The 20,021-nt window shown below is 38.7% G+C and carries 29 protein-coding genes; 7 read left to right on the top strand and 22 right to left on the bottom strand.

Annotation, left to right across the window (positions count from 1 at the left end; genetic code table 11):
* Nucleotides 1-224 precede the first annotated feature (224 nt).
* A complete protein-coding gene (gene ccsB / locus MKZ14_RS10285) occupies nucleotides 225-1,394 on the bottom strand; it encodes a c-type cytochrome biogenesis protein CcsB (protein ID WP_036080696.1) in 1,170 nt (389 codons plus the stop codon).
* A 342-nt stretch (nucleotides 1,395-1,736) separates the two neighbouring features.
* Between ccsB and MKZ14_RS10280 the strand changes: the two genes are divergently transcribed.
* Nucleotides 1,737-2,474: a class I SAM-dependent methyltransferase gene (locus tag MKZ14_RS10280; protein ID WP_333006290.1), complete on the top strand. Its 738-nt coding sequence runs from the start codon at nucleotides 1,737-1,739 to the stop codon at nucleotides 2,472-2,474.
* 14 nt (nucleotides 2,475-2,488) lie between these two features.
* Here MKZ14_RS10280 and MKZ14_RS10275 read toward each other — a convergent pair whose 3' ends face one another.
* The 3 genes from MKZ14_RS10275 to MKZ14_RS10265 are packed head-to-tail and all read right to left on the bottom strand — an operon-like array spanning nucleotide 2,489 to nucleotide 3,992.
* Entirely contained in the window at nucleotides 2,489-2,923 is a 435-nt protein-coding gene (locus MKZ14_RS10275; RefSeq protein ID WP_312126940.1) for a GNAT family N-acetyltransferase, read from the bottom strand.
* Nucleotides 2,920-3,408, bottom strand: a complete 489-nt coding sequence (locus MKZ14_RS10270) for a GNAT family protein (RefSeq protein ID WP_339280900.1) — start codon at nucleotides 3,406-3,408, stop codon at nucleotides 2,920-2,922. The genes MKZ14_RS10275 and MKZ14_RS10270 overlap by 4 nt, the downstream gene beginning before the upstream one ends.
* Entirely contained in the window at nucleotides 3,405-3,992 is a 588-nt protein-coding gene (locus tag MKZ14_RS10265) for an SMI1/KNR4 family protein (protein WP_339280899.1), read from the bottom strand. Before MKZ14_RS10265 ends, MKZ14_RS10270 begins: the two co-directional genes overlap by 4 nt.
* A 201-nt stretch (nucleotides 3,993-4,193) precedes the next feature.
* Here MKZ14_RS10265 and MKZ14_RS10260 point away from each other — a divergent pair, with 201 nt between their 5' ends.
* Nucleotides 4,194-4,745 carry a GNAT family protein gene (locus tag MKZ14_RS10260; protein WP_339280898.1) on the top strand — a complete coding sequence of 184 codons (552 nt, stop codon included), beginning with the start codon at nucleotides 4,194-4,196 and terminating at the stop codon, nucleotides 4,743-4,745.
* A 51-nt stretch (nucleotides 4,746-4,796) separates the two neighbouring features.
* Here the strand turns inward: MKZ14_RS10260 and MKZ14_RS10255 are convergent, their stop codons facing one another.
* Together MKZ14_RS10255 and MKZ14_RS10250 are read right to left on the bottom strand one after the other, a co-directional pair.
* Entirely contained in the window at nucleotides 4,797-5,354 is a 558-nt protein-coding gene (locus MKZ14_RS10255; RefSeq protein ID WP_016993922.1) for a histidine phosphatase family protein, read from the bottom strand.
* Nucleotides 5,347-5,901, bottom strand: coding sequence for a hypothetical protein (locus MKZ14_RS10250; protein WP_238542905.1), 555 nt, complete (start codon nucleotides 5,899-5,901; stop codon nucleotides 5,347-5,349). Before MKZ14_RS10250 ends, MKZ14_RS10255 begins: the two co-directional genes overlap by 8 nt.
* A gap of 518 nt (nucleotides 5,902-6,419) precedes the next feature.
* Between MKZ14_RS10250 and MKZ14_RS10245 the strand changes: the two genes are divergently transcribed.
* Both MKZ14_RS10245 and MKZ14_RS10240 read left to right on the top strand, forming a co-directional pair.
* A complete protein-coding gene (locus MKZ14_RS10245) occupies nucleotides 6,420-6,590 on the top strand; it encodes an aspartyl-phosphate phosphatase Spo0E family protein (protein ID WP_004230265.1) in 171 nt (56 codons plus the stop codon).
* 172 nt (nucleotides 6,591-6,762) lie between these two features.
* On the top strand, nucleotides 6,763-7,233 hold the full coding sequence (locus MKZ14_RS10240; RefSeq protein ID WP_016993924.1) for a hypothetical protein: 471 nt from the start codon (nucleotides 6,763-6,765) through the stop codon (nucleotides 7,231-7,233).
* Nucleotides 7,234-7,357: 124 nt separating this feature from the next.
* Here MKZ14_RS10240 and thrS read toward each other — a convergent pair whose 3' ends face one another.
* The 10 genes from thrS to MKZ14_RS10190 all read right to left on the bottom strand — a co-directional run bounded on the left by thrS (nucleotide 7,358) and on the right by MKZ14_RS10190 (nucleotide 13,942).
* Nucleotides 7,358-9,274: a threonine--tRNA ligase gene (thrS, locus tag MKZ14_RS10235; protein ID WP_339280897.1), complete on the bottom strand. Its 1,917-nt coding sequence runs from the start codon at nucleotides 9,272-9,274 to the stop codon at nucleotides 7,358-7,360.
* A 381-nt stretch (nucleotides 9,275-9,655) separates the two neighbouring features.
* Nucleotides 9,656-9,886 carry a hypothetical protein gene (locus MKZ14_RS10230; protein ID WP_339280896.1) on the bottom strand — a complete coding sequence of 77 codons (231 nt, stop codon included), beginning with the start codon at nucleotides 9,884-9,886 and terminating at the stop codon, nucleotides 9,656-9,658.
* Between the two features lie 14 nt (nucleotides 9,887-9,900).
* Complete coding sequence (locus MKZ14_RS10225; RefSeq protein ID WP_036080721.1) at nucleotides 9,901-10,257, bottom strand: hypothetical protein; 357 nt, start codon at nucleotides 10,255-10,257, stop codon at nucleotides 9,901-9,903.
* Between the two features lie 11 nt (nucleotides 10,258-10,268).
* On the bottom strand, nucleotides 10,269-10,865 hold the full coding sequence (locus MKZ14_RS10220) for a hypothetical protein (protein WP_339280895.1): 597 nt from the start codon (nucleotides 10,863-10,865) through the stop codon (nucleotides 10,269-10,271).
* A 120-nt stretch (nucleotides 10,866-10,985) separates the two neighbouring features.
* Complete coding sequence (locus MKZ14_RS10215; protein WP_036080724.1) at nucleotides 10,986-11,492, bottom strand: hypothetical protein; 507 nt, start codon at nucleotides 11,490-11,492, stop codon at nucleotides 10,986-10,988.
* A gap of 123 nt (nucleotides 11,493-11,615) precedes the next feature.
* Nucleotides 11,616-12,080 (bottom strand): hypothetical protein, encoded by a 465-nt coding sequence (locus MKZ14_RS10210; RefSeq protein WP_016993929.1) that lies wholly within the window; start codon nucleotides 12,078-12,080, stop codon nucleotides 11,616-11,618.
* 46 nt (nucleotides 12,081-12,126) lie between these two features.
* Nucleotides 12,127-12,612 (bottom strand): GNAT family N-acetyltransferase, encoded by a 486-nt coding sequence (locus MKZ14_RS10205; protein WP_312126914.1) that lies wholly within the window; start codon nucleotides 12,610-12,612, stop codon nucleotides 12,127-12,129.
* 15 nt (nucleotides 12,613-12,627) lie between these two features.
* Nucleotides 12,628-12,975 carry a DUF3147 family protein gene (locus tag MKZ14_RS10200; protein ID WP_312126912.1) on the bottom strand — a complete coding sequence of 116 codons (348 nt, stop codon included), beginning with the start codon at nucleotides 12,973-12,975 and terminating at the stop codon, nucleotides 12,628-12,630.
* Nucleotides 12,975-13,373: a MarR family transcriptional regulator gene (locus tag MKZ14_RS10195; protein WP_016993932.1), complete on the bottom strand. Its 399-nt coding sequence runs from the start codon at nucleotides 13,371-13,373 to the stop codon at nucleotides 12,975-12,977. Before MKZ14_RS10195 ends, MKZ14_RS10200 begins: the two co-directional genes overlap by 1 nt.
* Nucleotides 13,374-13,459: 86 nt before the next feature.
* A complete protein-coding gene (locus MKZ14_RS10190) occupies nucleotides 13,460-13,942 on the bottom strand; it encodes a hypothetical protein (RefSeq protein ID WP_339280894.1) in 483 nt (160 codons plus the stop codon).
* Nucleotides 13,943-14,129: 187 nt separating this feature from the next.
* Between MKZ14_RS10190 and MKZ14_RS10185 the strand changes: the two genes are divergently transcribed.
* Nucleotides 14,130-14,426: a hypothetical protein gene (locus tag MKZ14_RS10185; RefSeq protein WP_016993933.1), complete on the top strand. Its 297-nt coding sequence runs from the start codon at nucleotides 14,130-14,132 to the stop codon at nucleotides 14,424-14,426.
* A gap of 15 nt (nucleotides 14,427-14,441) precedes the next feature.
* Here MKZ14_RS10185 and MKZ14_RS10180 read toward each other — a convergent pair whose 3' ends face one another.
* Together MKZ14_RS10180 and MKZ14_RS10175 are read right to left on the bottom strand one after the other, a co-directional pair.
* Complete coding sequence (locus MKZ14_RS10180; protein ID WP_333006283.1) at nucleotides 14,442-15,425, bottom strand: HD domain-containing protein; 984 nt, start codon at nucleotides 15,423-15,425, stop codon at nucleotides 14,442-14,444.
* Entirely contained in the window at nucleotides 15,415-16,062 is a 648-nt protein-coding gene (locus MKZ14_RS10175) for a class I SAM-dependent methyltransferase (RefSeq protein WP_333006282.1), read from the bottom strand. The genes MKZ14_RS10180 and MKZ14_RS10175 overlap by 11 nt, the downstream gene beginning before the upstream one ends.
* 357 nt (nucleotides 16,063-16,419) lie before the next feature.
* On the opposite strand from MKZ14_RS10175, the gene MKZ14_RS10170 reads away from it, so the two are divergent.
* Nucleotides 16,420-17,073, top strand: a complete 654-nt coding sequence (locus MKZ14_RS10170; protein ID WP_333006281.1) for a FusB/FusC family EF-G-binding protein — start codon at nucleotides 16,420-16,422, stop codon at nucleotides 17,071-17,073.
* An 82-nt stretch (nucleotides 17,074-17,155) separates the two neighbouring features.
* Here the strand turns inward: MKZ14_RS10170 and MKZ14_RS10165 are convergent, their stop codons facing one another.
* From MKZ14_RS10165 to MKZ14_RS10155, 3 genes are all read right to left on the bottom strand, one after another.
* Nucleotides 17,156-17,533: a hypothetical protein gene (locus tag MKZ14_RS10165; protein ID WP_258858986.1), complete on the bottom strand. Its 378-nt coding sequence runs from the start codon at nucleotides 17,531-17,533 to the stop codon at nucleotides 17,156-17,158.
* A 157-nt stretch (nucleotides 17,534-17,690) separates the two neighbouring features.
* A complete protein-coding gene (locus MKZ14_RS10160) occupies nucleotides 17,691-18,137 on the bottom strand; it encodes an HTH domain-containing protein (protein ID WP_333006280.1) in 447 nt (148 codons plus the stop codon).
* A 46-nt stretch (nucleotides 18,138-18,183) separates the two neighbouring features.
* Nucleotides 18,184-18,522, bottom strand: coding sequence for a hypothetical protein (locus MKZ14_RS10155; protein ID WP_333006279.1), 339 nt, complete (start codon nucleotides 18,520-18,522; stop codon nucleotides 18,184-18,186).
* A 110-nt stretch (nucleotides 18,523-18,632) separates the two neighbouring features.
* On the opposite strand from MKZ14_RS10155, the gene MKZ14_RS10150 reads away from it, so the two are divergent.
* On the top strand, nucleotides 18,633-18,785 hold the full coding sequence (locus tag MKZ14_RS10150) for a hypothetical protein (RefSeq protein ID WP_339280893.1): 153 nt from the start codon (nucleotides 18,633-18,635) through the stop codon (nucleotides 18,783-18,785).
* Nucleotides 18,786-18,797: 12 nt separating this feature from the next.
* On the opposite strand, the gene MKZ14_RS10145 is transcribed toward MKZ14_RS10150, so the two are convergent.
* Complete coding sequence (locus MKZ14_RS10145) at nucleotides 18,798-20,012, bottom strand: ISL3 family transposase (RefSeq protein WP_333007013.1); 1,215 nt, start codon at nucleotides 20,010-20,012, stop codon at nucleotides 18,798-18,800.
* Between the last annotated feature and the right edge of the window lie 9 nt (nucleotides 20,013-20,021).

Below are 20,021 nucleotides of genomic sequence, written 5' to 3'. Positions count from 1 at the left end.
TTTCGATTGATTAGTTAATAAGAAGAAAAAGCTAAGAGGTTCTCTCACTCGTTGGTGCGATTCATCAGTCACTTTTCACTTATTTTAGAGCGGCTTCCTTGCTGAATTGAGCGCATTCCTCTCACTTTGGAGCGGGTTCCTGACTAGTTTGAGCGCTCTCTCCTCACTTTAGAGCGGCTCCCTCACTCAGGATCATTTTGGAGTCACGAATCCCCCACCTTTTGCTAGGCATAGGAATGTAAGCCCGCAATAACTAGATTGACAAATACTTGGTTGAACACAATAATGCCGAAGCCGATAATGGCCAACCAGGCTGTTTTTTCTCCTTCCCAGCCTTTGGATAGGCGGAAATGGAGGAAGGCTGCGTAGAATAAAAAGGTAATTAATGCCCAAACCTCTTTCGGGTCCCAGCCCCAATAGCGACTCCAGGCAATTTGCGCCCAAATCATGGCGAATAGTAGGCCACCTAATGCAAATAATGGAAATCCAATAACAACAGCACGATAGGAAATTTCATCCATTAATTGTGGCTGTACGCGACTTGTCCATGGCTTTAATAAGGCACTGATTGATTTTCTTGTAATGAATCGAATGACACCATATAAAATAGTACCTACGATAAATGCCCAGACAATCGAATTTAATTTCTTGGCATCTATTTTATTTGTGATTTCGACTACACCGATTGCGTCACCCTTCTCAGTGACGGCTCCTTTACTTACAATCAGGGGCATCATGGCGTAAGTGGCTTTTTCTTGCTGTCCCTGTGCATTATCGAATTGTACCTGCACCTCTTCTGTGGCAAGGCTGAAAAAAGTCGATACGCCAATAAAGCCAATGACAACCACCAAACAATACAACACAAACTCAAGCCCGTATGTACTGATAGATTTTTTTGAAACATCCAGCGTTCTTAATAAATATATTAAGCCTGTGGCAAAGGACACGGATAAAATGGCACTAGAAAAGGCCACTGTCATGACATGAATCGTTAACCAGTGACTTTGCAGTGATGGAACAAGCGGCGATACTTCCTTTGCGAAAACGCTTCCATAACCAAGGATAATTAGGGACACAGGAATAGTAAATAAGCCAACCACGATTTGCTTATATAAGAAATGTATAATTAAGTAACTTCCTGTAAGCATGATGCCAAAGAACGTCATAAACTCATACATATTACTGACAGGTGCATGGTCAACCGCCACCCATCTGACAACAAAGTACACGAGCTGTAAAGCAAAGGCTATATAAGTGAAGAGTAATCCTAGCTTACCGAATATTTTCCTCTTCGATTTGACTGCTAGCCCTAATGGCACAATCGCAATCAGTAGTAGAATAAAGGCAATAAATAAGGCATTGCTACTAATGGATAATAAACTTTCTTGATTCAATAGAATCCCTCCAACGTCTCTTTTTCGGAATAAGCTTCCAAATACTAAGAACGTTATAGCGGGTAAGAAGTGCCATGTTTTCCCTTTAAATATTTTTATTTTTTCGAATTGTTACATTTTTATGACATGGAAATGATGATGGGGATAAGGAAGTGCTAATCATGATGTAGAAGAGTTAAAAAAAACCATTAAGTGGAAAATTACTTTATCTAAAAATGGTATGCCTCTATCTACATCTTACAAAAAATTGTAATAAAAGTCTATTTCTTTTTATCTCTACATGGGACAATAATGATGCGCACAAATGACATAACGTTATGTTTCATAAACTGGAGGCTTTTAATGAAACAAAATATTTATGATAATCCGATATTTTTTCATCACTACAAGACATTGAGACAAAAAGCATCTAATTATAACCATCTTTTGGAGCAGCCCACGATGAAGGCTTTACTTCCACCTTTGACAAATTTACAGATACTCGATATTGGCTGTGGTATGGGGGATTTCGCCAAGTATTGTATCGACCATCAAGCCAAGCATGTAACCGCATTAGATGTTTCGAAGAATATGCTGTCCATCGCCAAACAGGAGCATGCCCACCAACAAATTGACTATCAGCTACAGGCAATAGAGGATTATGAAGCCCCTACGGATAGCTTTGATTGTATAACCAGCTCCCTATCTCTCCATTATGTCAAAGATTTCGATGCGATCATTGGTCAAATTGCTCGTATGCTACGTCCTAATGGTGTATTTATTTTCTCTGTGGAGCATCCTATTGCTACAGCTCGTCATACAATGGATGATAATTGGGTATATGATGACAATCATCACCGTTTGCACTATGCTGTGGATCATTATCAGGATGAAGGCTCGCGTGAGCAAACATGGTTGGTGGAGGGTGTTGTCAAATATCATCGCACCATAGCGACACTGGTCAATACATTGATTGCCCATGGGTTAACGATTGATAAAATCGTAGAACCAATTCCAACCCAAGAAGCTATTCAACAGCTTCCTTCTATTGAAAAGGAACTACGCAGGCCATCCTTTTTATTCATCAAAGCAAAAAAATAAACGAAAGCCTCACCCTACTTCCGTGGTGAGGCTTGTTTCATATAAATAATTTCTGGGTCTCCCTCATCCAAGTTGTCGATAAAACCGCTTTTGACAAAGCCTAGGTTTTGAAAAAGCTGGTGCATACGCCTATTGGATTGATTTGTAGAGGAGAAAACCTTTGCTGTCTGAGCCCTTTGAATATAAGCGGTCATTAAGGCAGATGCAATCCCCTTTCTGCGCTCGGACGGCCTGACAATAACTAAGGAAATAAAGCTATAGCCAAAAAAGTCATTGCTAAATAGCAGAAACCCTAAAATGGTATCGGCGGATTGGTAGAGCAAATAGCGTTTCTCTTTGATAGCTTGCTGAATTTCTTCCGCTCTGGATGAATCTCCAATCACTTCTTGATCGATTGTACAAAGTGCTTGTAAATGCTCCATTCTTGCTTCAATTATATGATGGCTCAATTTTCAACCTCCTTCATATAATAGCTCATCACCTTTAGCTCCTCTCGAAGTCCCATTGCCTGTCTGCCTTCATCGACAAAGCCACATCGCTTATAAAGTTCTTGAGCCGCTCTATTTGGCACATTGACCCCAAGCACTAGCTCATTGATATGTGGGAAATGCTTGCGAACAAAGTCAGGCAATAATTGGAGTGCTGTCTTGGCATAGCCTTTGCCCTGCTCATAAAAATCAGTGGAAAAGGAACGGATTAATAGCGCCTGTTCATTGGAGGAGTAAGGCGTCACCCCTTCTTTTTCATGTAAGACAAAGAACGTGACTAGCTTGTTGCCGTCCATTGCTAAAATGGCGTGCCTACTATTATCCTGCTTAGCAAGTGCAATGCTTTCCTTTGGAGACTTTGTATAGCGTAGCTGCTCTTCTGTTAACGTGTATTGTTCTACTAAATTTTGTGCTTTGTCCTCATAGAACATGAGCTGCATAGTCACTCAAATTCCTCCTCGTATATAGCGGTAAATTCATAGTCTCCCTCTATAAGTTGCTGTAAATAATCCTCAAACGAAGCGGCAATCACCTCAAAGCTATCAGGATCATGCACATAACGAACCACCTGACCAACTTGCCCCGCTTCATTTGGCGTAAAATCAATATATAGGCTTGATGTGCCGCCATTATTCATACAATCAGCAAAGCATAGCCGTTCATTTAACGGGACATGCATATTAATCTTTTCATCTACTTCAACATACGCTAAAAATTCCTGATAGCGCTCATAAATCGTTTCACGCTTGTCATGATAATCTTTCACGATTTGCTCTACCGATTTAAGATAATACGGGTAATCCCCTAAATCAGAGCCAAGCACTAGTACACAGATCGTTTCTTGCCCATGCTGACAATAATATGTACCATTGACATCCTGTAATAGCTCAATCAAAGCTTGCGGGCACTTCGGAAATACTTCTAACAAGGCCTGAATTTGTGCATCTGAAGCACCAAAAGCCTGTTGTAATTGTTGCTGCTCTTCTTGTGGTAAGTATTGTAATAAATTCGCAAAATATGTTGTGCGCATCTTAATCCCTCTCTCTCTTTAACTATGACATATTTTAACATAATTTCTTCCATTCTCTTCGTCCTTCATGCTACTATGGTAGTATTCACAAAAAAAGGGGTGGGTTTATGAGTGTGAATGATGCAGTAGACGTGAAAGTATTACGAACAATCGTAGGGTTGTAACGCTACTTGCAGCCCTTAAACAAGGGAGAATACAATAATGGAACACTATTTGAAAACATTTTTAACAGGTCAATCGATCACTTTACAGCAAATGACTGCTACTGACCTAGAGGCTTTTATAGCAATCGAAAGCGAAATCACCTCTTTGCTACTTGCTAATGATGAGATTCCCTTTCCACAAACTATAGAGGATCACACCGCATTCTTTAACAGTATCAGTGGGAAGAAGGAGGAATACTTTTTTGGCATCTATGAAAAAACGTCACATCAGTTAATAGGCTCCTGTGGTGTTTATGCAGTGAATTGGCAAAATAGCACTTGCTCTGTGGGCATATCAATTGGGAAAGAGTGGCACGGCAAGGCCTATGGCACGGATGCAATGAAAACGCTCATTGATTTTATCTTCCAATATATCGCTGTTCAGAAAATCAAGCTTCAGGTTTTTAGCTTTAACCCAGCAGCTATCCGCTCCTATGAAAAATGTGGTTTCACAAAAGAAGGCATTTTACGCCAAGAAATTTTCCGCTTCGGTACATTCCATGACGTGGTATTATTTGGCCTCTTACGCTCCGAATGGGAGAGGAATTAATAGAATAGCACAAGAGAGATACTATGATTGCTGTAGTATCTCTTTTTTTGTTCAGTCCTCTTGCCACACGCGTGTTACTTCCTGTAAGGATAGACCTTGAAAGGCTAATCGATAGATATCTGGCATACTTAACGTTTGCCAAAATGCATAATCGTACTGGGCATCAAAATATTGCATCATCAATGCCATGATATTGCCATGTGTACCGATAACGACAGACTCCTCTGGATGAGTAAGAAGGATGTTGCGCAAACTTGGAATAGCGCGAGCCGTCGCCTGTTGATTGGACTCTCCACCCGCCCATGCAAAGCTTGGCTCATGCCACACCCGTAGAACTGCTGCATGAAAATCCTCCAGCTTCCCAGTAGAAAGCTGTCGCTCTTTTAAGCCATCTATCGTTTGGACGGGTAAGTGACGAGCCTGTGCAATCCCCTCCACTGTTTGAATGGCTCTTCGATAGGGGCTAGCATAAACCGCATCGATTCGTTGATGCTTCAAAAGATTTGTAACACGCTCTGTATCCCTTTGTCCCTGAGCAGATAGTGGACGATGATATTCATCCTCTGAATAATGGGCATGTGCGTGTCTAATAAAATAAATTTCAGTCATCTGCTTCTCCTCTTTGATCTTTAGCTAAATGAACCTTCCAAATCCCCTCTTGCTGTTGCAGGGCGTATGTTTTTATGTAGCGCTGACTCCCAACGGAAATTTCCAGTTGAACGACCTGTAAATCAGGGGTGCTCGATTCATTAATCACTATTCGATCATAAAATCTATACATGAAATAGGTAACAAGCAAATCACCTGCAAGTGAATCCGTATAGTATTGCTCAAACAATTCTTTTGTGGGGAATGCATCATTGCTGTAAGTAATCGCATACAATGCATCCATACGAGGTTCCTCCACTAAATCAAACATAATTAGCAGCATTTCCTCTGGCGAAAAGGTCTGCAAATGACGAATTTCTCCATCGTTTAAAAATGCTTGATAGGCCTCTCTTTTTTCAAAAGATAGATCCGCTACATAGCTAAATCCAGTGGATGTGGATGTCGTATCCATGTCATACACAATGGTCGGTTCCTGTAAGGGCTCCTCCCTTTCACATGCCGTTAGCAAACTTAAAAAAGCAATGATTGAAACCAGTTTTTTCATCATGCGCTTCATCACCTCATCTTTCATCCATTATTCCATCAATTTCAAAAATTCTCAACATTTCACCATAGACAATGAAATGTCCCCATTTCTAAACAACAAAAAAGGGAATTTGCTAAAATGTGACAAGATATGAATGCCATGCTTAATTATCGAAAAATTCAATCTATAATCACAACTTTTTCCTTAGTATAAAAGACTTAACACTTCTCTTTTTTCCCCTTAATATTTTCTAAAACTAAGAAAGTGAATAACCCTATCCAGCACATGAATAGGGTTTTAAGTCATATATTTAGTTCTATAAAAGGGGGATTTTACAGTAATTTTTATCTATAATATATAAAAATTTTCAACCAGGCTAAATAGGATGAAGTACCCTATCTATGACTAAATTACGAATTTAAGAAACGATACACAATATGACATTTTTTTTAATATAAGTGATATACAATGAAAAAGTTGAATCGAGGTCATAGAAATTTATTTCAAGAATATGGATAAAAAATTAGGAGGAAAATATCTTGGTTAACTTATTACTTAAACAATTCTTGAAGGCGGAAATTGAGATCAAACGAAGAATTATGTATAAAAAAGCAAAGGATCTTGGTTTCACCCACCCTATTGTAGTAGATTACAGTCAAGAATTGGATGTCTTACTTAATAGATATTTAAAGCAAGCACAAGCTTCCTAATCATAACGAGGCATATAATAGAAGAAAGAATAGATATGATAAAGCCAGGCCATGTTTTATTGGCTGGTTTTATCGGGGATGATACATGCATTCACCTAGCCATTTCTCAGAATGTATAGAGAATGAAAAAGTAGGCGATGTTTTTGATAAGAAAACATTTGGAGGTTGAATGATGCACGTATTCATCTTAACTTTTATGGTTGTTTCCAAAATATTATTGCCACCTCAACATTCAGTAGACCATACAACACCCACACTTTGCACACCAACTGAAATAAATACACTATATCAATACCCAAACAACCAATTTCAATCGTTTCGTGATGAGGACAAATTTTATCAGCAGCTTAATCGTGCGATTTATGAGGAATATGCCAATGCTTCATTGAATATTCGTCAAAAGATGGCTTTTAAAGATGTAGCAAATGCGACAAAACGTTTTTATTTACAAACAGATGGTAAACAGGAAACAATAGACCTCTCTCAACATACTTTTATTCATCCCAATCGACAAGTTTATTTTTTAGCATCCTTTCAGCACAATACCGATGAATCCTATCGCAAATTTCTTGTCATCGACGCTGAAACAGAAGAAGTAATACTGGGACATTCGCTTTTTCAAGAAAGTTCCAAGCACCTTTAATTCATTGTATGCACACCATGTAGATTCTAGTAGTCATTTCAAAAAAATAGAAGTAAAAATTTTTTAACAATTGAAAAGCTTGCGATGAATGACGAATATTCATCGCAAGCTTTCTTTACTTGAATTAAGTTAAACTTTTTTGTTGAATGGCTGCTGTGATTTCTTCTATTAATTGCTGTAGTGACTTATTAGTAGAGTTTTGCTGACCATGTCTACGAACAGCTATAGTTTGGCTGGCAACCTCACGATCCCCGATAACCACAATATAGGGTATTTTTTGTAATTGGGCTTCACGTATCTTTTTACCGAGCTTTTCTTGGCGATCATCGAATTGCACACGGATTTGTGCCTGTTGTAAAGCTTCAACAACTTGCTTGGCATAGCCTTGATGTGCCTCTGCTACCCCAATAACTTGCACTTGCTGTGGTGCCAGCCAAGTTGGGAATGCGCCGCCAAAATGCTCGATTAAAATACCTAAGAAGCGATCAATTGAGCCAAACACTGCACGATGAATGACAACAGGTCTCACCCTTTCGTTGTGTTCATTAATATATGTTAAATCAAATTTCTCTGGTAGCTGGAAATCAAGCTGAACCGTTGCACATTGATGACTGCGCTGAATTGCATCTTTAATATGGATGTCAATTTTCGGTCCATAGAAAGCCCCGTCCCCTGCATTAATTGTATAGGCAATACCTAAATTGTTTAGGACATTTTCAAGTGCTGCTTCTGCTTGATCCCACAGTGCCAAATCACCCATATAATCATCTGGTCGTGTCGATAATTCAATCGTATATGCAAATCCAAAGACGTTGTACACTTCATCTATAATCTTTAAGGCCAGCGCAATTTCATCCTCAATTTGCTGTGGTGTTGCAAAAATATGGGCATCATCCTGACAAAAAGTTCGTACACGTAATAGACCATTCAAGGCACCACTAAATTCATGTCGATGCACTTGCCCAAATTCCGCCATACGTATTGGTAAATCCCGATAGGAATGTAAGGCATTTTTGAAAATCAGCATATGCCCTGGACAGTTCATCGGCTTTAAGGCAAAGCTTTGGTCATCCACCTGTGTGAAATACATATTGTCCTTATAATGATCCCAGTGGCCCGATTGCTCCCATAGGCGTTGGTTCATCATGAGTGGTGTCCGTACTTCTCTATAGTCATATTTTGCTTGTAAATGTCGCAAGTACGATTCCAGTTCATTACGTAAAATTTGACCGTTTGCTAAATAGAAGGGCATGCCAGGTGCTTCCTCTGAAAACATAAATAAAGACAGCTCTTTTCCCAGCTTGCGATGATTCCGCTTTTCTGCTTCCTCCAAAAAGACAAAATGATCGTGAAGTTCTTCCTTTGTCGCAAAGGCAACGCCATAAATACGTTGAAGCATTTGATTATTGCTATCACCTCGCCAGTAAGCGCCCGACACATGCATTAATTTAAAATGCTGTAACTTGCCTGTAGACGGGACATGTGGACCACGACATAAATCGTAAAACTCCCCCTGCTCATATATCGTAACAAGCTCATTAGCAGGTATGGCCTCTAACAGCTCTAGCTTTAACGCATCATGAGCGAATAATTGCTTCGCTGCTTCACGTGAAACCTCACGTCTATGAATCGGAATATTTTCCTGTACAATTTGTTTCATTTTCTTTTCAATTTCCTGCAAATCACTCGGTGTCAGTGTATCAGCAATATCTATATCATAATAAAAGCCATTTTCAATGACTGGTCCTACCCCAAATTGTGCATGTGGATAAAGTCGTTTAATTGCCTGAGCTAATAAATGGGCCGTAGAATGACGAATGACCTCGATCCCTTCCTTTGAGCTTGCATCGTACAATGTAATTTGTGCATCTTCCATAATCGGGCGCGTCAAATCAATGATGGTTCCGTTAACACTCCCTGCGACTGCCTTTTTGCGAAGCGCTGGACGAATCGCTTGTGCAATATCGGTTAGTGTCACACCTTTTGGAAGTGCTTGCTGTTGACCATCTGGAAATTGAATGTGAATACGTTGATTTGACATGTTCTCTACTCCTTTTTTAGTAATAAAATCAATTACACCTCAGCATAATTGTGTAGATAAAAAAAACACATATCCGTCCCTACTAAGGGACGAGTATGTGTTGTTTACCCGTGGTTCCACCCAAATTCCCACTAGTTTATTAGCTAGTGGCTCATTGATTTTGCTATAACGTCGCAAAAAAACGGTGCAAGTTTCCAAGCACGGCTCCAAGGTAGTAAGATAGGATTACGACATTAGGAAGCTTGCAGCCAAGGCCTCCCTCTCTAAAAATGGTTAATCGAATCTCTTGTCCTTATCATTGCCCATTTCATTTTTGTATGAAATTGTTAATTACTATAACGAATAGCGAATTCTTTGTCAAACCCTAAAATAAGAAAAAATTTAGCGATGGATTGGCAATGGGCGTTCTGGACGATGTACACAGTAGTGACAATGCGGGTCATCACATGCCGCCTCTTGCCACTTATTACACATCGCACAAAAATAACTATCGAACGTGTCATCATAGATGATGGCATTTTGACAACTCAAGCATTGTTGATTTTTTTGAATCGTTCCGCTGATTTCAAGGCCATCAATTACCACTATATCCTCGCGCTGTTCAATTCGCATATTATTATTACCTCCTAATGATTTTTCACCTCTAAGGTCTCATCTCCAGCTTGCCATTCTACATGGATCAAAGGCTTTGTTTCTCGTTTAAAGATTTTCTCACTTTCTTTTTTTGTGAAGGAATAATAGCCATCTTTATTTAACTGAACATCACTTAAATTTTTGGATTCTTTTGTCCCCTCAATCGTAATTTCTAAAGGCCCTAAATCATCATCATCTCCCAGATAAAATAAGCGCAAGCCCACCTCGCCATTACTATGATAGATGGCTTTCCAATGCTCACTTTTAGCGATATAATGTATCTCCTGCTCAGGGCTTTGACAAGCCGTCAATAGGATGACGAGGACAAGTGGAAGCATCCATTTTTTCATTCAACATCCCCCTAACCTTGTATGGTAACAGCCCATCCTGTAGGCTTTTCTTCAAAGACATCTTCGTATTCTGTAAAAACAAAATGCAGTCCCCTTAAATCATCTGGCAAGGGTGGTGTCACCACGTACGTACTGCTTTCATGACCATTTGAGCCGCCTGTACCTTTACTTCGACATTCATAGGACTCATCGATGTATAGGCCAAAATGATTTCGTTGTAATTTTTGCTGAATCGTTAGCTGTTGTTCTTGCTGCTCATCCCAATCGATTAATAATTGCACTACACTTGCATTGTCATATTGACGAACATAAGAAACCGTATACAAACGCTCTCCCCCTTCTACCGTTTTCAACACAGGGATATAGTGACGGAAGCCTGTTGGTTCTACGTTTGATGTATAGTATTTTTCTGATTTAATCAATTGGAAGAACATCGCTAAAAAAGTGTCATCAAATCCATATTGCTTTGCCCATTTTGAAATGGTATCATCCGATGGAAAGCCTGGAGTATGAGCTGATTGCTCTTTTCGTTGCTGCAAAAGTGCACATATTTGCTCATCTAGTGTGACGAGCCTTGAATCATAGTTTTTGCTATGTTGTTCGGACATCTACATCCTCCTTCCTCCTGCAAGTCCTTCTTCTTTCTATACGTTATTTTCCCCAATTGGTTCCATATACAACCTATTTTTACTTGTAAATACAAAAAAGCTATCCAATCCATTGGATAGCTAGTTCGCTAGCATATCATTGTGCCAGCTTGTCGAGTCTGATAATTGATATGTAACCATATTGGCTGTCACAGCGAGAATAACACCCGCTCGGGACATATGAGAGGTATTTGGCTTTTCCAATACAAGGACCACGTAGCCCTCTCCCCGTCCTTGCTCATCAAGCGCATTCGTCGCATTGATTTCAAAGGTGGAATACGTTTGCTCATTCGTTGCATACAGAAGTCGTTCTTCATCATACACGCCATGTTCTTTTAAATTATAGCTGACAGGCATCCATCCTTCAGACCATTCAATACTGCCTATCATTTCTCTTTTCCTTCTTGCAAGACGTCCAATGGAATACCTAAAATATATCTTCATAATCGCTTGATTGTCTTCATTTTTCCCTTCACAAGTGGCTGTCACTTCAAGCATAATATCATTTTTCGAAAGCTTTTTCATAAACCCTAAAGCCACAGTGATAACACAGATAATTAGTACTATACACAAGATGATAAATGCCATTAGGTCCCTCCTAGTATCACAATTGCTGTTATTACAATATTACCATGTTCTAGGAGGGATAGGAGCTTTTCACCAAACAATCTTAGAAAATGACACAGGCATAAAGGATAAGACAAAAAGTGATTATTTGTTGGCTTGAAGCTCAACTGTTAGTGTAAAAGGTATTTTTAAATATTCATAGTAAATTGTTACTTTTTGGTTGTTAGATGCTTGAACTTGAACAGCATAATGCTGTGGCTGCTCGCCAATAGCTTGTTGATTTATGTATCTTCGAGGTACGATCGTCCGCTGTGCTAAGTTATGAAAAGATAGTTGGTCATTTCCCTCTAGCTTTGTTTCCGCCTCAAAAGGTTCTGCCTTACTTATTATAAGTTTAGCGTTATTAGATCGCTGCTCATTCACCAGTATTTGCTTCAGCTTTATTTCACGCAGCCCAGTATTTTCAAGTGCGATGATTTTAACTGCTTCATTGCCTTGTTTGCTGGTATAGCTTTGAATAACAAGTGGTGGATTGCTTTTGAGATAAATCATAAAGATTGCTCCGACCAAAAGCACACTCAGCATTAAAATAAATAGTATTTTTTTCATACTTTCCCTCTCTTTCCTTCACCAGTATAACAAAAAACAACCTGACTTATTGACAGTCAAGTTGTTTTTGTAAACGTATTTCATCTCGTATTGGAATACCGTCATCGCCGATGAGTGGGATAGAAGGCTTATAGGCTCTTGCTTTTTCAACTGCATTACGCAGTATTTCTATTAAACAATAGCCACGTTTTTGATAGAATTTCAATGCATGTAAATTATCGTTTGTTGTAATGAGTGATATGCTTGTACAACCCTGCTCCTTTGCTGCTTGTTCTACCGCTTTCACAAGCGCAGAACCAATACCTCTTCCCTCGACCGTACTATCTAACGAAATGATTTCACAGTCCTCTTCCCGCACGATATAGGTGATTAAACCGATCATCATTTCTTGCTCATTCATAAAAGCAAAGCCTGCTAAATTACTACAGTCATAAATGCCACTGGAGATGACCATTTCCGTTGAACCCCAATGCTCCTGAAAAAAATCACGTACAGTTTGTTTTGGTACTTGATTTATGGTAATAATCGTCATTCTCTAAACTCCTTCTTAAATGGAAATATGAAAAACCCCTGCAATCGCCTTTTGTATGCCTAAAAATACAGCCCAGGACAGCACACCAAGTCCAATAGCTAGTACAATATGCAAGGACGATTTCATCGCCATGTAAATCACAAATAGCATGCACATCGTTGCGGGCAAGCCAACAATAACGCCCACCGTAAAGCGCTGAATATGCTCACTCGACTCACTTTGCACTGTCAGCCAGATAATGCTTAAAATACTCACCAATGGCAACGCAGCAATAATGCCTCCATAGGTAGGAAATCGTCGTGCAACCTCCGTCACAACGCCAATGATAGCTGCTGAACTCAAAATTTTAAAGAATGTATACATTATTTTGCCACCTCACTTAGACGTCGAAACGCCTGTAGAATGGCTTGCTGCTCCTGCTCAGTTAGCTGATTAAGGGCATGCTGTAGCTTATCATCATCTAGCTCCGAGTTTTTCTTCAGCACTTGTAGCCCTTCTTCTGTTAAATGCAACATGACCTTACGCTGATCGTCACTTGCTCGCTCCTTCATCACCCAGCCATGACGCTCTAGCTTTTTCACATGCTCTGACGCCGTATTAGGAGAAATGTTTAATAACCCTGCAATATCACGCACCGTCACTTCCGCTTCCTTTTGAATCATTTGCAAAATACGCACGCTTTGATGGGAAATAACATCTTCATGGGTTGTATGTAGATGATAGAATATCGTTGTAAAATAATCATTTATATCTTTAATCATCGTATTAACTCCTTTAATATATCGTTCAACACGATTATATCGTATATTACGATATATTAAAAGCTAACTCGTTAAAGTTTATATTTTCAGATATTTTTCTTCAGTAAGCTTAGCATTTGATAGCCATCTGATGGTAATCCTGCATAGGGCTTATACCAGTTTGGATAAATTAGCGGTACTGCTGTTGCAAGAAATTGAAAAGTATTTAAATAAAAAAGGCTATTGAAAAAATAGTGTATCCCTGCATAAGCAGCAAAATAACGGGCTAGATAGCTGGCAAAAAGTAATACTGCTAAAGTCATGATAGGACCACCCGCTATAAATCCTAGCGACTGCTTGCGCGTTAAGCTACTCCCTTTTTGTGGGGTACAGAAGCCAAACAATCCCCATCGAATATGGAAATGTATACGACCTATACGCAAGTTTTCAGGAAGATTTTTTGCACCTAAATAAACATGGGCTCGTTCCTTTGAACATACTATAACACCCAATGCATGCCCAATTTCATGCAGCAGCGTAGAGATTGGTATGCCTACTACATATAAAAGCATAAAGGATAGAATGGACATTACTACTCACCCCCTCCCAAAAATTCTATCTATTTTTCATAAACATCTATCTTTCTGCGCTTCTTGCTAAATAGTATCAATGGGTACTTGTGAACACTTACGTTCTACAGTATTATTACTCTATTCTGAATTTAATTGAGGGCATCCCATGTTATACTTTCTCTATTTTTTAGTAGGTGGCACAATCATGGTGCTAGCGCTACTACTTAGCCAATCTAAGTATTTATTTTTATCAGGTATTATTACGGCCTTACCGATATTGACGCTCATTAATATGGGCATGCAAATGAAAAATATGAAAGAAGATACCTTTCATACTGTTCTTCAAAACACGGTATTTGGAGCGGTTGGCATGCTGTTATTTACCGTGCTCGTGTTCCTCCTAACAAGCTGGTTTAAACCAGGCATTTCCGTTATGAGTGCGCTCGCTGTCTATGCCGTATTTATGCTTTCTGGCAAATATATTTTATCCATGTTTGCCTAAAGAAAAGGAGCTGCCCTATGACAGCTCCTCATTGATTATTTTCACATAAACTCCCTGCTCAAACCTTTCCAAAGCAGAGACATTCATTGCTTTGACATGGTTAGATATCTCGCTCGCCTTCCATAGTCGCTGTTGATGATAGATAGCTGGGTCGATGAGTCGCACTTTATTGCGAAAATGAATGTCATAATTCTCTTGTTCCTCTCTTGCCTCTACATTTTCATGTAATTGTTGTAAAAGAGCAAGAACGTCTTGATCATGTGAAGCCTTCATCTGCTGCAATACCTCATGATCAGTTTTTAGGAAATCTTCAAGCGTTAGAATTTGTTTTGCTAGCGACAGTTTTAATACATTTGCTAACGAACTAGTCGCATAGATATTTAAAGGGTGCAAGAAAAAATCTAACACTTCCTGATAATAAATTTTTACAAACCATTCTGCACGCTCAATCGTTTTAACACACAGTTTCCCCTGAAAAACGAATAAGTCCTGTAAAAATTTTTGGATATCTTCCAAGGCTAAATTTCCATAAAAATACATATCTCTTAATGTATAATCTATACGATCCGCACACAATGCTGGAGCAGGTTGTTCAAGTAACGACCATCTGGATGTATCTAGTATGTTCTCTACCTCGTAGCCATATTTTTCAAGAATCGCAGGTATCGAAGACTGTTTGATAACATCCATGAATATCGCTTCATGGTAATCTTCCGCCTCATTTTCAAGGACAACATCCACCACATGGGAAAAAGCGGTATGGGACACATCATGTAATAAGCCTGCCACCTGCTCCTGCAATGAACCGCCAAGCTGTCTAATAAGCAGCATAACACCTACAGAATGCTCAAATCTTGAAATAGTCCACCTGCTATTTACTAGAAAGCCTGCCCCAGCCTGATGAATTTCCTTTAAGCGTTGAACTGGCTTACTTACAATCAATTCCTCTAACAAACCATCTATTTCAAACTCCCCATATAAGGGGTCACTAATCAGCATTTATATTCTTCCGACTAATCACAAAGACTCCACCACAATGCGATAGTGGGTAAAATGCTAACTCACATATTTCCTGTAAGGCGACCTTTAGCTCCTCATGGACAAAGTAAAATTCATCCTCATCCCAGTATCCCTTGCTATCTTGACGACATTGCTCCAGCTGCTCTCTTGTCTGGAAAGCTACATCGCCAATTAAAATTTTCCCTGTTGGTGATAGGTGCTGTAATAATTGTGTGATATACAAAGCCTTTTGCTCATCTGTAAAATGATGGAGCGCATACGTACTAATAATCGCATCATAGGGCTGCTGTAATAGCTCCTGTGGCAAGCCATTCATTAAATCCCACTCCATTAAGTGAGCCTCTGGCATTTTTTCCTTGGCAATGGCAATCATGTTCGCAGAAAAATCAAAGCCATAAATCGAATGCCCCTGTTCATAAAGCTTCGCCGTTAATACCCCTGTTCCAAAGCCAATATCTAAAACTGTGGAAGCCGGAACAGCCATCACTTCATTGAAAATTTTATTTAAAATCTCTTTATAGCCTGCAAATGGGTATTGATACTTTTCCTCACTGTGTTGTACCGTTTGGTCGTATCCATCGGCCCATAAATCAAAACCTTCTTTATTTAATAGCATAGTGCCTCCTACAATGTATAAATTCTCCAAGCATTCATTAATTTACGTTCATTCATCTGTTTCATCATAAATCCCCCTTCATTAACCAATTCAGTCCATTATACCAATTTATTACCTTTCCAACAATTCAGAAAATAAACAGTGCTTTATCATTTATCAAATTGTCAAAAGCTGTTATAATAATGGTAGTTTTCTTTCAAGGAGGAATCGACATGATAGCATTCACTTGTAATGCATGCTCTAGAACGACTTCTTTAGGTCAAAGAGGTCAAGATTAAGTTATAAACTAACAGAAATTGAATGATCTCTTTAGGCCAAAAAGTAATCAAATAGCCTAATAAACAGGAGAGATTTCAAATGGAACAACAAACAATTCAGCCGTTTTTAACGGTTGCCAACTATCATTTACTAGAACAGCAATTAAATAAAATTTTACATGCACTGACAACAACAAAGGATAAAAACGTTATCCTAGCAGTACGTGGCCTTGTTGACACGGAGGTAACGACAAAATTAGCATTATCAGCAGCAGAAACAATGCTGATTGACCAGCTTTTTACTGTCACAGATCGTGCACAAGGTGATGCATTTTTAGAGCAATTAAAACCATATGTCATCCCGTTCAAGCCGGTGACCGCTAGTACGCTTAAAGCCTTATTTAAAAAGGAAAAGAAGCTCAAGCTACCAAATCTAGAAGCACTCGATTTTCAGCAAATTTGTTATCTTGCCTGGGATGATGCTGGCACACATCGAAAATATGTTGTCCTTGAGCAAAATGGGCAGCTAAAAGGGATCAAAGGAATATTTGCCAATAACACGGTTCGCGGCATTTGCGCTATCTGTAATCGCCATTCAGATGTAGGCTTATTTACTACGTCCATTAAAGGACAGGTGGTTGGCACGTTTACCAACCACAGTAATTACATTTGTGCAGATAGTCAAACATGCAATGAACATGTTACGGATATGCACAGAACACTGGAATTTTTCGAGCGTATAACACAAAAATAAATGAACGAAGGCAGAAATGTTGTGCAAGCAACCTTTCTGCCTTTTAACTTTAAAAGATTAACTTTTCGGGTTTAGAAAAATGTTATCGGTTGGGATTACGATCAATAAATTCCTCTATTTCATCCGCTAATCCGTAGACAAGATGGAAATAGTGTTTCTCCGTCATGACACCCTTTTTTCGCCATTTTTGCATTTCTTCATAATGAAATTGATAAAAATAGCCTTCTACATCTCTTCTAGCAATTCCTTTTTTCTCCGCCATCTCTGCAATCGAAAGACCTTTCCCCCACTCTTGGTCGTATTCCTGCATTGTCATGCCCAAAAATTTACTTATAGCTTCATAATCATATTTCACATGGTATACAAGAATACCCTCTTTATTTTCTTCTGCATATACGGTTGTAGAAAATGAGAAAACTACGATAAATAAAAGCACATACACTCTATTGGCATTTTTCATTTAGGAACCTCCATACTTTTTGAGGTTAATTTGTGTGGTTCTCGTCATTACTATGTATGAAGGAAAGCGTGGAAGTCATGAAGAATGCCAGCGAAGATGAGAAGATTTTTTATTCTTCCTTTATGAATGATTTAGTCCAAAATACCAGGGCTTGTCATTAGTCATGTAATACAAAATGAAGCATGATACTATTCACGCAAATTTTCAATTCTACGTTTTTATCCATCGATAAGGCTTGTCTAAAATCATTTAAGTCCTTTTCCTCTACATGAATCATTTTCGCGACACTCGCCGTTGAAAACATGTAATCCTTAATGAGGTCATTCAAAAGCAATGCGGCTCTTTCCCTTACATCAATGCCTTCAAAGCCAGCACATAACATCGCTATTTTTCGTTCAATCTTATCCAGCTGCTCCGTCGTGATACTGGCCTTGTTATTCAATAAACTATCTAGCTCAGTCATTGGTAAATCAAATATTTTCGCAAGTTGCTGATGATTGAAACTAAACTTTTCAGCCACTGCTTGAATTTGCTGGTTCAGGTAATCGAATCGGGAAATATTCGTGACAAAAGATACTTCTACCCTGTCCTTCCATTCTTTCACTAGTAACCCTCTTTTCATTCTTTTTTATGTATCAAATGAAACTCTATTAAAAATCAGGACGCCAAAAAAGCGGCAGTAATAATAAAAAAACGGAAACCGTAATAAGAGTGGTAGTGCTTTTAGGGGATAATTTTTGGCGATATGGACCATTATAAAATCCTAAAAATTGCAGTTTATTACGATAGAGGACAAACAGTAAACTATATATTGCGCTTCCGCCCAGCCATCCAGCGTATGAACCATCAACATTTATTCCTAAAGAGGTATAAATTAACTTGACGCATCCCCACATTACGCATCCAATAATGAAAAAAAGGATAATAATTCTTATTAATTCTAAAAATATTTTAAATGTAGTCATCCATAGTACTCTTATTTCTTTCACAAGCTCTCTCCACCTCTACAATCTGTAAAATTATTATAGCACTTCCTGAATTAGCAATTCACCTGAACCGAGAGAGTATTGTCTTCTATCGTGAGCTTATGGGTTTCACCATGAATCGAGTAAAAGCAGAAATTATAGATCAAAGTATAATTGGTAGAGACTTTTATTATTTCCGCTTTATGAAAAATGACACGTTACAATACAACGTAAAGTCGATGGGATTAAAAGAAAAAGGTTCTAAGTCAAATGTTGGGGTGGTGTAATCTTTTAACACATTAACCCAGATGAACTCCGATTTCTTTATACTTTAAATTTAATAAGATTTTTGCTCGAAAGTGATCGAAACGCTGAAAGCCATATGCATTCCGTTTCATCACTTTTGTTTTATTATTAATGCCTTCCAAGAAGCCATTGGAATAACCAAAACTAAAGCTATTTAAGATTTCTACTTGCCAGTTCTTCAATGTTTGAATGGCTTTTAAGAAAGCTGGTAATTTTGTCTCTTCTACCTTACGGTAAAAAGCTAGTAATCGCTTCTTCACTTCTACAACATCATTTTTTGTCTTTGCCCAATCAAACCATTCACAATAGGCTTCCTTTAATTCATGAGCTACTTTTAATGTTTCAGACATTTCTGTATAACGCTGTAAGTACCACTGTTGTTTCGGTGATAATTTAGATGCACGTTTATACAATACATGACGCATACGTTTACACTTTGTACGATTGTATTTGTCCCATTCTTTTTGTACTTGTCGGCGCACTTCATCCATTGCCCAATAGATATAACGGCTAAAATGAAACCGGTCTGCCACAATAACAGGTCGACCTAGCGCTTGACGAACAGCTGCTTTAAAACTTGGATTCATATCCATGACCACTATCTCAACATCTGCTCCATACTGACTTAGGTAATTTTTTATGGTTTCTTTTTTACGATTCGGTAAAATATCAATCGGTTCGCGCGTCTCCGCATTCGCAATGATTAACTGATACGTACCTGCATCTGTATCGCCTTTATACTCATCAATCGCAATTGCTTTTGGTAAACGTACACCCTCTACTAATTGTTTTTTCGCTACCTTTTTAAAACGGCGAATAACCGTCGTGGTTGATGTACCTAGCACTTCTGCAGCTTCTTTAAATGTTTTAGCTTTAATAGCACGTATACTCACTACTTGATTCCATTCCTTTGAGTAACGTTGATATTTATCTACGAAGGGGGATTTTTCAGAGAAACGCTTTCCACAATCACAAACATAACGACGACGTTTATAGAAAAGAATAGTTAAACGTTCAAACCATTTTAAATGATTGATCTTTTGTATACGGTAATCGTGAACCTTCGATGTTTTTTTTTCACAAACTGGACATGGATGCGTGCACTTAGGCAATTGCACATACAATGCGATTCGATCGCCTACTTCTTCTACTTTCGTAATCTCTACATCTTTTAATCCTGGGATATTCATGTTAAAATTCATTTGCACAGTTCACCT

The organism is Lysinibacillus sp. FSL P2-0066, from assembly GCF_037969495.1.
GTDB classification, from domain to species: Bacteria; Bacillota; Bacilli; order Bacillales_A; family Planococcaceae; genus Lysinibacillus; species Lysinibacillus boronitolerans.
Note: the sequence above shows the minus strand (reverse complement) of the source record. Positions and strands in the feature narration are given on the sequence as shown.

Bases quoted from the DNA above. Each gene is read 5' to 3' on its own strand.
- MKZ14_RS10280 (WP_333006290.1), top strand. From the start codon at position 1,737: ATGAAACAAAATATTTATGATAATCCGATATTTTTTCATCACTACAAG.
- MKZ14_RS10265 (WP_339280899.1), bottom strand. From the start codon at position 3,992: ATGCGCACAACATATTTTGCGAATTTATTACAATACTTACCACAAGAA.
- MKZ14_RS10260 (WP_339280898.1), top strand. From the start codon at position 4,194: ATGGAACACTATTTGAAAACATTTTTAACAGGTCAATCGATCACTTTA.
- MKZ14_RS10255 (WP_016993922.1), bottom strand. From the start codon at position 5,354: ATGACTGAAATTTATTTTATTAGACACGCACATGCCCATTATTCAGAG.
- MKZ14_RS10250 (WP_238542905.1), bottom strand. From the start codon at position 5,901: ATGATGAAAAAACTGGTTTCAATCATTGCTTTTTTAAGTTTGCTAACG.
- MKZ14_RS10240 (WP_016993924.1), top strand. From the start codon at position 6,763: ATGCACGTATTCATCTTAACTTTTATGGTTGTTTCCAAAATATTATTG.
- thrS (WP_339280897.1), bottom strand. From the start codon at position 9,274: ATGTCAAATCAACGTATTCACATTCAATTTCCAGATGGTCAACAGCAA.
- MKZ14_RS10230 (WP_339280896.1), bottom strand. From the start codon at position 9,886: ATGCGAATTGAACAGCGCGAGGATATAGTGGTAATTGATGGCCTTGAA.
- MKZ14_RS10225 (WP_036080721.1), bottom strand. From the start codon at position 10,257: ATGAAAAAATGGATGCTTCCACTTGTCCTCGTCATCCTATTGACGGCT.
- MKZ14_RS10220 (WP_339280895.1), bottom strand. From the start codon at position 10,865: ATGTCCGAACAACATAGCAAAAACTATGATTCAAGGCTCGTCACACTA.
- MKZ14_RS10215 (WP_036080724.1), bottom strand. From the start codon at position 11,492: ATGGCATTTATCATCTTGTGTATAGTACTAATTATCTGTGTTATCACT.
- MKZ14_RS10210 (WP_016993929.1), bottom strand. From the start codon at position 12,080: ATGAAAAAAATACTATTTATTTTAATGCTGAGTGTGCTTTTGGTCGGA.
- MKZ14_RS10205 (WP_312126914.1), bottom strand. From the start codon at position 12,612: ATGACGATTATTACCATAAATCAAGTACCAAAACAAACTGTACGTGAT.
- MKZ14_RS10200 (WP_312126912.1), bottom strand. From the start codon at position 12,975: ATGTATACATTCTTTAAAATTTTGAGTTCAGCAGCTATCATTGGCGTT.
- MKZ14_RS10195 (WP_016993932.1), bottom strand. From the start codon at position 13,373: ATGATTAAAGATATAAATGATTATTTTACAACGATATTCTATCATCTA.
- MKZ14_RS10190 (WP_339280894.1), bottom strand. From the start codon at position 13,942: ATGTCCATTCTATCCTTTATGCTTTTATATGTAGTAGGCATACCAATC.
- MKZ14_RS10185 (WP_016993933.1), top strand. From the start codon at position 14,130: ATGGTGCTAGCGCTACTACTTAGCCAATCTAAGTATTTATTTTTATCA.
- MKZ14_RS10180 (WP_333006283.1), bottom strand. From the start codon at position 15,425: ATGCTGATTAGTGACCCCTTATATGGGGAGTTTGAAATAGATGGTTTG.
- MKZ14_RS10175 (WP_333006282.1), bottom strand. From the start codon at position 16,062: ATGCTATTAAATAAAGAAGGTTTTGATTTATGGGCCGATGGATACGAC.
- MKZ14_RS10170 (WP_333006281.1), top strand. From the start codon at position 16,420: ATGGAACAACAAACAATTCAGCCGTTTTTAACGGTTGCCAACTATCAT.
- MKZ14_RS10165 (WP_258858986.1), bottom strand. From the start codon at position 17,533: ATGAAAAATGCCAATAGAGTGTATGTGCTTTTATTTATCGTAGTTTTC.
- MKZ14_RS10150 (WP_339280893.1), top strand. From the start codon at position 18,633: ATGAATCGAGTAAAAGCAGAAATTATAGATCAAAGTATAATTGGTAGA.